Genomic DNA, 8,548 nt, shown 5'->3' on the forward strand with positions numbered 1-8,548 from the left:
TCGCGGGGGAGGGAGATCAAGGAGCACATCGTCATAAGGGCCGGACGGGACAGAACCCCCCCCCCCCCCCCCCGGGTCTGGTTCGTCGGCGAGCTGCGCGCGCTGAACCGGGCCATCCGCGCCATGACGGCGCTGCTCGACAGCCGCTACCGGGCGATGCACCGCAGCGAGGAGCGGCTGCAGATGGCGACGCTGGCCGGCGGCATCGGCACCTGGGACTGGGACGTCGTCAGCAACGCCCTCAGCGGCGACGAGCAGATGCAGCGCCTGTACCACGCCGAGAACGGGCGCGACTGGTTGGCCACCTGGACCGGCGCGCTGCTCGAGGCCGACCGCCTCGCCACCCAGCGCGCGCTCGGCGCGGCGCTGCGCGGCGAGGCCGAGTTCGACGTCGAGTTCCGCATCCGCTGGCCGGACGGCACGGTGCGCCACATCAAGGCCGACGCGGTGATCTTCCGCGACGCCGGCGGCCGGCCGCTGCGCATGGTCGGCACCAACTATGACATCACCGAGCACAAGGAGGCCGAGCAGGAGCTGCTGCGCCACCGCCACCACCTGGAGGAACTGGTCGAGGAGCGCACCGGCGCGCTGTCGGTCGCGGTCGAGCAGGCCGAGGCGGCCAACCGCGCCAAGAGCGTGTTCCTGGCGAATATGAGCCACGAGCTGCGCACGCCGCTCAACTCGGTCATCGGCTTCTCGCGCCTGATGGCCGATTCGACCCACATGCTGGACGAGGAAAAGCGCAACCTGGCAATCATCCACCGCTCCGGCAACCACCTGCTGACCTTGATCAACGACATCCTCGAACTGTCCAAGATCGAGGCCGGGCGCCTGACGGCGCAGACCGAGGTGGCGGCGCTGGACGGCCTGCTGCAGGAGGTGATGGACATGCTCAGCGTGCGCGCCGCGCAAAGCGGCATCGCGCTGCGCCTGGACGCGGCCGGGCTGCCGCCGACGGCGCGGCTGGACGCCACCAAGCTGCGCCAGGTGCTGCTGAACCTGATGTCGAACGCCGTCAAGTTCGGCCTGCGCGGCGCCGTCACGCTGGGCGCGCGCGCGCAGGCGCTGGGCGGCGAGCGCTGGCAGCTGAGCTTTGCCGTCAGCGACCAGGGCATCGGCATCGCGCCGGCCGACCAGCAGCGCATCTTCGAGCCCTTCATCCAGGCCGACGGCGACGGCGCCAAGGAGGGCACCGGCCTGGGCCTGACGATTTCGCGCGAGTTCGTGCGCCTGCTCGGCGGCGAACTCGTACTCGAGTCGGCGCCCGGGCGCGGCTCGGTGTTCCGCTTCGCCATTCCGGTGCAGGCGGCGCTGGCCGCGCCGGCCGCGCCGCCCAGCGAGGTGGCGGCGCTGGCGGCGGCCCAGCGCGGCAAGCGCATCCTCGTGGTCGACGACAACGCCGACGGCCGCGCGCTGCTGCACAAGCTGCTCGCGCCGCTCGGCTTCCAGGTCGAGCAGGCCGAGGACGGCGCCGCCGCGCTGGCGGCCATCGCCGCCTGGCGCCCCGAGCTGGTGTTCATGGATTGGCGCATGCCGGGCCTGGACGGGCTGGAGGTGACGCGCCGGGTGCGCGCCCAGGGCGCGCTGGCGCAGCCGCGCATTGTCATGCTGACCGCCTCGGCCTTCGAGGGGGAGCGCCTGGCGGCGCTGGCGGCCGGCGCCGACGAGTTCCTGCGCAAGCCGGTCGAGCAGGACCGCTTGTACCGCATCCTCGAACGCCAGTTGCAACTGCAGTTCGAGCGCCGCGCCGCCGTCGCGCCGCCGCCGCCGCGCGCGCCGCTGGCGGGCGCCGACCTGGCGGCGCTGCCGCCGGCGCAGCGCGCCACGCTGCGCGCCGCGCTGCAGGAGCTGAACCTGGCGCGCGCCGGCGCCATGCTGGCCGAGTTGGGGCCGGAGTTCGCCGGCGTCGTCGGCGGTATCGAGGACATGCTGGCGGCTTACCAGTATCCGCAGCTGTGCGCGCTGCTCGACGCGGCCGGCGCGGCGCCGGCGTCGGCGTGAGCCTGCGCGGCGGCGGCCCGCACTTGCGCAAGCGCGACAGTGGCGCCGCGCAAGCGCTAAAGGCGCGACACCGGCGCCGAAATGCCGCATAATTTGCAGTACGGCATTAAAATGTATTCATTGACAAAGCTAAGAGAGCGGCTCCATGTATCGCGACTTGTCGGAACCCCATACCAAAGGCGAGGTGCTGATCGTCGAAGACACGCCGGCCTCGCTGAAGTTGCTGAGCGACTTGTTGACGGCGGCCGGCTACGCGGTGCGCCAGGCGCCCAACGGCGAACTGGCGCTGTGGACCGCGCAGGCCCGCCCGCCGGAGCTGATCCTGCTCGACGTGCGCATGCCCGGCATCGACGGCTTCGAGGTGTGCCGCCGCCTGAAGGAGCTGCCCGCGCTGCGCGGGGTGCCGGTGATCTTCCTGTCGGCCCAGCACGACACCGACGACAAGGTGCGCGGCTTCGCGCTGGGCGCGGTCGACTTCATCGCCAAGCCCTTCCAGGCCGAGGAGATCCTGGCGCGCGCCGACGCCCACGTCCGGCTGGGGCGGGCGCAGCAGGCGCTGGCGGCCGAGCGGGCCAACCTGGAGCGGCGCGTCAACCTGCGCACCGCCGAACTCGAACAACTCGCCCGCACGCTCGAGGACGAGGTGCGGGTGCGCCGCGCCAACGAGGAATTCCTGCGCCTGTCCGGCCAGGTCTTCGAGGCCACGCTGGACGCCATCATGATCACCGACGCCGACGGCTACATCGTCACCACCAACCCGGCCTTCAGCCGCATCACCGGCTACGCGCCGCAGGAGGTGGCGGGCTGGCACGTGGTGCGCCTGGCCGCCACCCCGGCCGACCAGGCGCTGGTGACGGCGATGGCGCAGGTGCTGCGCGAGAGCGGCCACTGGTCGGGCGAGGTGCTGAGCCGGCGCAAGAGCGGCGACACCTACCCGGGCCTGCTGAGCGTGTCGACGGTGCACGGGCCGGACGGCGCGGTGATCAACTACGTTGGCGTGTTCCTCGACATCAGCGAGCGCAAGGCCGAGCAGCACCTGATCGCCTTCCTGTCGCACCACGACGCCCTGACCGGGCTACCCAACCGGGTGCTGGCGCGCGAGCGCTTCGAGCTGGCGCGCGCGCTGGCCGGGCGCGACGGCCAGCGCGTGGTCGTCATGTGCCTCGACCTGGACCGCTTCAAGAACATCAACGACTCGTTCGGCCCGCCGGTCGGCGACAAGGCGCTGCAGGCGGTGGCGAGCTTCCTGGGCGGCTGCCTGCGCGAGGGCGACACGGCCTCGCGCCAGGGCGGCGACGAGTTCCAGATCATCCTCGGGGACGACGCCGCGCTGGGGGCGACGCTGGCGACGGTGCAAACCATCCTGCTCGGGCTGCGCGACGACCTGCGCGTGGACGGCGGCCACCTGACCTTGACCACCAGCATCGGCATCGCCGTCTACCCGAGCGACGGCGACAGCTTCGACGAACTGGTGCGCAACGCCGACACGGCGCTGTTCCGCGCCAAGGAGACCGGGCGCGACAACTACGCCTTCTTCACCGAGCGCATGGACGTCGACGTGCGCGCCCGCCTGGCGGTCCAAAACCAGCTGCGCGGCGCCATCGCCCGCGGCGAGTTCGCGGTCCACTACCAGCCGCAGATGTGCCTGCGCAGCGGCGCCATGCTGGGCGCCGAGGCGCTGCTGCGCTGGCACAACCCGACCCTGGGCACAGTCGCGCCCAGCCTGTTCATCCCGCTGGCCGAGGAATACGGCCTGATCACGGCGATCGGCGAGTGGGTGCTGGACACCGTGTGCGCGCAGATCCAACGCTGGCAGGGCGCCGGGCTGGGCGAGATCAAGGTCGCGGTCAACCTGTCGGGCAACCAGTTCGCCCAGGACCGCACCGTCGAATTCGTCGAGGCGACGCTGCGCAAGTACGGCATCAAGGCGGTCTGCCTGGGCATCGAAATCACCGAAAGCACCGTCATGGGCGACCCGGACAAGGCGGTCGCCGCGCTCAAGCGGCTCAAGGACATCGGCGTCGGCATTTCGCTCGACGACTTCGGCACCGGCTATTCCAGCCTGGGCTACCTGAAGCGCTTTCCGATCGACGTGCTGAAGATCGACAAATCCTTCGTCGACGACGTTGCCACCAGCACCAACGACGCCGCCATCGCGCTGTCGGTGATCTCGCTGGCGCACAACCTGAACATGCGCGTCATCGCCGAGGGCGTCGAGACGCGCGAGCAGGTGGCGTTCTTGCGCGAGCACGGCTGCGACGAGATGCAGGGCTACTTCTTCAGCCGGCCGATCGACGCCGAGGCGTTTACGGTCCTGCTGGGCGAGAAGAAAAACCTGAGCGCGATTTGATTGCGCACGGAAATTGCGGGGCCGCCGGCGCGCTCTGGTGTATGCTATTTAACCATGGCCTGTTTGACAATGCCTGAATTCACCAAGGCCGCCGGCGCAGCGCCGGCCGGCTGTCCACCCACGCACGGAGCCCTAGTATGAAGATTGCCGACATCCTTAACGAACTCGACCTGTTCCAGGACTTCCCCTACGCCGACCTGGAAACGATTGCGCGCTATTTGAACCTGGAGCAGGTGGCCAAGGGCGAGGTGATCTTCCGCGAGGGCGACGCCGGCGACTACATGTTGGTCCTGATCGAAGGGCGCATCGCCATCCTGAAGGGCGGCGAGCACGGCGACCAGATGCTGGCGCACGAAGGGCGCGGGCGCATCGTCGGCGAAATGGCGCTGATCGACCAGGAACCGCGTTCGGCCACCTGCGTCGCCGAAAGCGGCTGCGATTACCTGACGCTGACCAGTGAAAACCTGAAAAAGCTGTCGAACGAGCACGCGGCGGTGGCTTACAGTTTCATGCTGTGCCTGGCGCGCCTGATGTCGCGCCGGCTGCGCCGCGCCTCCGGCATCATGGCCGACCTGCTCGGCAACTAAGAAGCGCCCATCGCCGGCTAACGGCGCCAAGTTCGCGCGCCGGTAACGCTAAACATCCATCCGAGGCACGGGCCGGGGCCGGACCTTCAGGTCCGCCCCGGAGGGTTGCGCCCTTGGTTTTGATGAGTTCAACATCGCTACGCGTATTCCACTCCCCCAACATTTCCGCCATATCTCCTCAACAATGTTTTTTCAAAAACATTTGTGTAGTAAAATTACAATCGAAGGGTATCAATCATTATCATCCTGTCGCGTGAATCCGCCAAGTGTGACACAAGAACGCGGGCGCGCAATGGGTTTACCCCATGCTCAAGGAGACAAGCATGCAATTGATTCGTAGTTTTATTTCACACCTGGGCGCGGCAACGGCCGCGGCCGGACTGGCGCTGTTGGCCGGATGCGGCGGCGGTGACGGCGCCGGCGCGGTGCCGGCGCCGCAGTACCACGCCAGCAGCGTCGCTGCGCCGCGGGCCGCCGCGCAGGCGGCCGCGACGATACGCGTCCACTACCACCGCGCGCAGGGCGACGCCGCCCGGTGGGGCGTGTACGCGTGGGAAGGCCCGCAAGTGCCCAGTTCGACCTGGATCAGCGACCGCTTCATGTTCGCCGGCGCCGACGCGTTCGGCGGTTACGTCGACATTCCGGTCAACCTGGACCGCAGCGCGATGTCCTTCGTCGTTACCGACGGCGCCGGCAATAAGAACTGCGGCGGCGACCAGTCGGCCGCGTTCGCCGCCAACATCGCCAGCGCGGGCCAGCAAATCTGGCTGCTCGAAGGCGACTGCAAGGTCTACGACGCGGCGCCCGCCGTCAGCGTGGGCAAGCTTGGCAACGCCTCGGCGCACTGGCTGAACGCCGCGACCATCGCCTGGCCCGGCGTGCCGGCCAGCGGCAAGTACACCTTGTTTTACGCCGCCGACGGTGGACTCGGCGCGGACGGCAACGGCGTCACCGGCGCCAGCGCCAGCATCGACCTGGCCGTGGCGGGCGCGCTGCCGCCGGCGCTGAAGGCGCAGTATCCGCACCTCGCCGGCGCCACGGCGCTGGCCTTGTCGGCGCCCGACGCCGCGGCCATCGCCGCCAAAATCAGCGGCCAGTTCGCGCTGGCGCAATACGACGCGGCGGGCAAGCTGCTGCAACTGACGTCGCTGCAATCGGCTGGCATGCTCGATTCGCTCTACGCGGCGGCGGCCGCCGATAGCAAGCTCGGCGTCACCATCGGGGCGGGCGGGGCGCCGACCTTCCGCGTCTGGGCGCCAACGGCCAAGTCGGTGGCGCTCGACCTGTATCCCGACGCCGACGGCGCCAGCAGCGTCCACGTGGCCATGACCAGGGCGGCGGCCAGCGGCGTCTGGCAGTACACCGCGCGCGACGCCGGCTGGGTCAACCGCTACTACTACACCTATACGGTGAAGGTACTGTCGCGCTGGGCCGACAACGCGCTGGTCAGCAACGTCGTCACCGACCCGTATTCGCTAAGCCTGAGCGCGAACGGGCGGCGCAGCTTCGTCGCCGATCTCGACAGCGAAGCGCTGAAGCCGCACGGCTGGGACCGCCAGTCGATTCCGCCGCTGGCGCACCCCAGCGATATCGCGCTGTACGAGCTGCACGTGCGCGACTTCAGCGCCAGCGACGCCACCGTCCCTGGCGCGCACCGCGGCAAGTTCCTGGCCTTCACCGACGCCGGCTCGAACGGCATGCGCCATCTGTCGGGCTTGCAGCGCGCGGGCCTGACGCACATCCACCTGCTGCCCAGTTTTGACATCGCCAGCGTGGCCGAAAGCGGCTGCGGCACGCCGAAGGTGCCGCGGGCGGCGCCCGATTCGAGCGCGCAGCAGGCCGCCGTCGCGGCGGGCGCGCAGGGCGACTGCTTCAACTGGGGCTACGATCCGGTCCACTACACGGCGCCGGACGGCGCCTTCGCCAGCGACGCCAACGACGGCGCGGTGCGCGTGCGCGAATTCCGCCAGATGGTCCAGGCGCTGCACGGCCAGGGCCTGCGCGTGGCGATGGACGTGGTCTACAACCATACCAGCGACGCGCGCCAGGGGCCGTTGTCGGTGCTCGACAAGATCGTGCCGACCTATTATTACCGGCTCAACGCCAGCGGCGCCATCACCACCGACTCCTGCTGCTCCGACACCGCCGCCGAAAACGCCATGATGGCCAAGCTGATGATCGACTCGGTGGCGACCTGGGCGCGCCAGTACAAGGTGGACAGCTTCCGCTTCGACCTGATGGGCTTTGCCCCGCTGGCGCTGATGACCCGCCTGCGCGACACCGTCAACCGCGCCGCCGGCCGCGAACTTTACTACTATGGCGAGGCGTGGAATTTCGGCAGCGTCGCCAACGACGCCCGCTTTGTGATCGCGCGCCAGGCGAATATGTTCGGCAGCGGCATCGGCTCGTTCAACGACCGCCTGCGCGACGCGGTGCGCGGTGGCGGTTGCTGCGACGGCGGCAACGCGCTGATCAGCCAGCAGGGCTTCATCAATGGCGCCTATTACGACCCCAACGCGCTGTCGACGCAAACCCTGGACGATCTGCTGCGGCTGGGCGACCTGGTCAAGGTCGGCTTGTCGGGCACCTTGCGCGACTACCAGTTCACCGACCGCAACGGCGTCCTGCGCAAGAACTCGCAGATCGACTACGCCGGCCAGCAGGCCGGCTTCACCGCCGATCCGGCCGAAAGCGTCAATTATGTCGAGGCGCACGACAACCAGACCCTGTTCGACCTGAACGCCTTCAAGCTTCCGGTGTCGACCAGCCCGGTCGACCGGGTGCGGGTGCACAACCTCGGCACGGCCATCACCGTGCTGTCGCAGGGTATTCCATTCATCCACGCCGGGCAGGAGTTGCTGCGCTCGAAATCGCTGGACCGCGACAGTTACAACGCCGGCGACTGGTTCAACCTGCTCGACTACAGCTATCAGAGCAACAACTTCGGCGTTGGCCTGCCGATGGCCGAGCGCAACCAGGAGAACTGGCCGCTGATGGCGCCTATCCTGCGCAATCCGCTGATCAAGCCCGATTCGACGGCGATCCGCGGCGCGCGCGACTACTTTACCGAGATGCTGGCGATCCGCAACGACAGCTCGCTGTTCCGCCTGCGCACCGCGCAGGACGTCAGCGAGCGCCTGAGGTTCCACAACGTCGGCCCGCAGCAGGTGCCCGGCGTGATCGCCATGACCGTCGACGGCCAGCACCCGCGTCCTTATCCCGGCGCCAGGTACAAGAGCGTGGCGCTGTTGATCAACGTCGACAAGGTGGCCAAGTCGCTTACGGTCGCGGAGTTGCGCGGCAGGTCGTTCAAGCTGCAGACTTTGCATCGGGCCAACGGCGACGTGCGCGCGCGGGAAGCGCGCTTCGACGCCGCGACGGGGGCGTTCAGCATCCCGGCGCGCACGGCGGTGGTGTTTGTCGAGCCCGCGGCGCGCGCAATGGCCGACTAGCGGCAAGCGCGGGCGAGCCGCGCGGGTAGCGTAAAAAATGCCCGGCATGCACCATGCCGGGCATTTTTTTGTGCGCCCAGCATGGGCGCACTCTTGTGGGTGAAAGTCCCGCCGTGAGCTGACCACAGCGAACGAAGTGAAGCGCAACTGCGGAAGGG

4 protein-coding genes are annotated in these 8,548 nt (G+C 68.9%); all 4 read left to right on the top strand.

The annotated features are described in order from the left end of the window. Positions 1 to 2,001: response regulator (locus tag ACFDR9_RS25795; RefSeq protein WP_409032815.1), on the top strand; the 2,001-nt coding region annotated here is incomplete at its 5' end. 145 nt (positions 2,002 to 2,146) lie between these two features. Further along, entirely contained in the window at positions 2,147 to 4,351 is a 2,205-nt protein-coding gene (locus tag ACFDR9_RS25800; RefSeq protein WP_409032816.1) for an EAL domain-containing protein, read from the top strand. A 137-nt stretch (positions 4,352 to 4,488) separates the two neighbouring features. Then, entirely contained in the window at positions 4,489 to 4,938 is a 450-nt protein-coding gene (locus ACFDR9_RS25805) for a Crp/Fnr family transcriptional regulator (RefSeq protein ID WP_017875891.1), read from the top strand. 323 nt (positions 4,939 to 5,261) lie between these two features. Continuing rightward, a complete protein-coding gene (locus tag ACFDR9_RS25810) occupies positions 5,262 to 8,390 on the top strand; it encodes an alpha-1,6-glucosidase domain-containing protein (RefSeq protein WP_409032817.1) in 3,129 nt (1,042 codons plus the stop codon). The last annotated feature ends 158 nt before the right edge of the window (positions 8,391 to 8,548 follow it).

The sequence above is a fragment of the Janthinobacterium sp. CG_23.3 genome (assembly GCF_046115965.1).
Classification (GTDB): domain Bacteria; phylum Pseudomonadota; class Gammaproteobacteria; order Burkholderiales; family Burkholderiaceae_D; genus Janthinobacterium.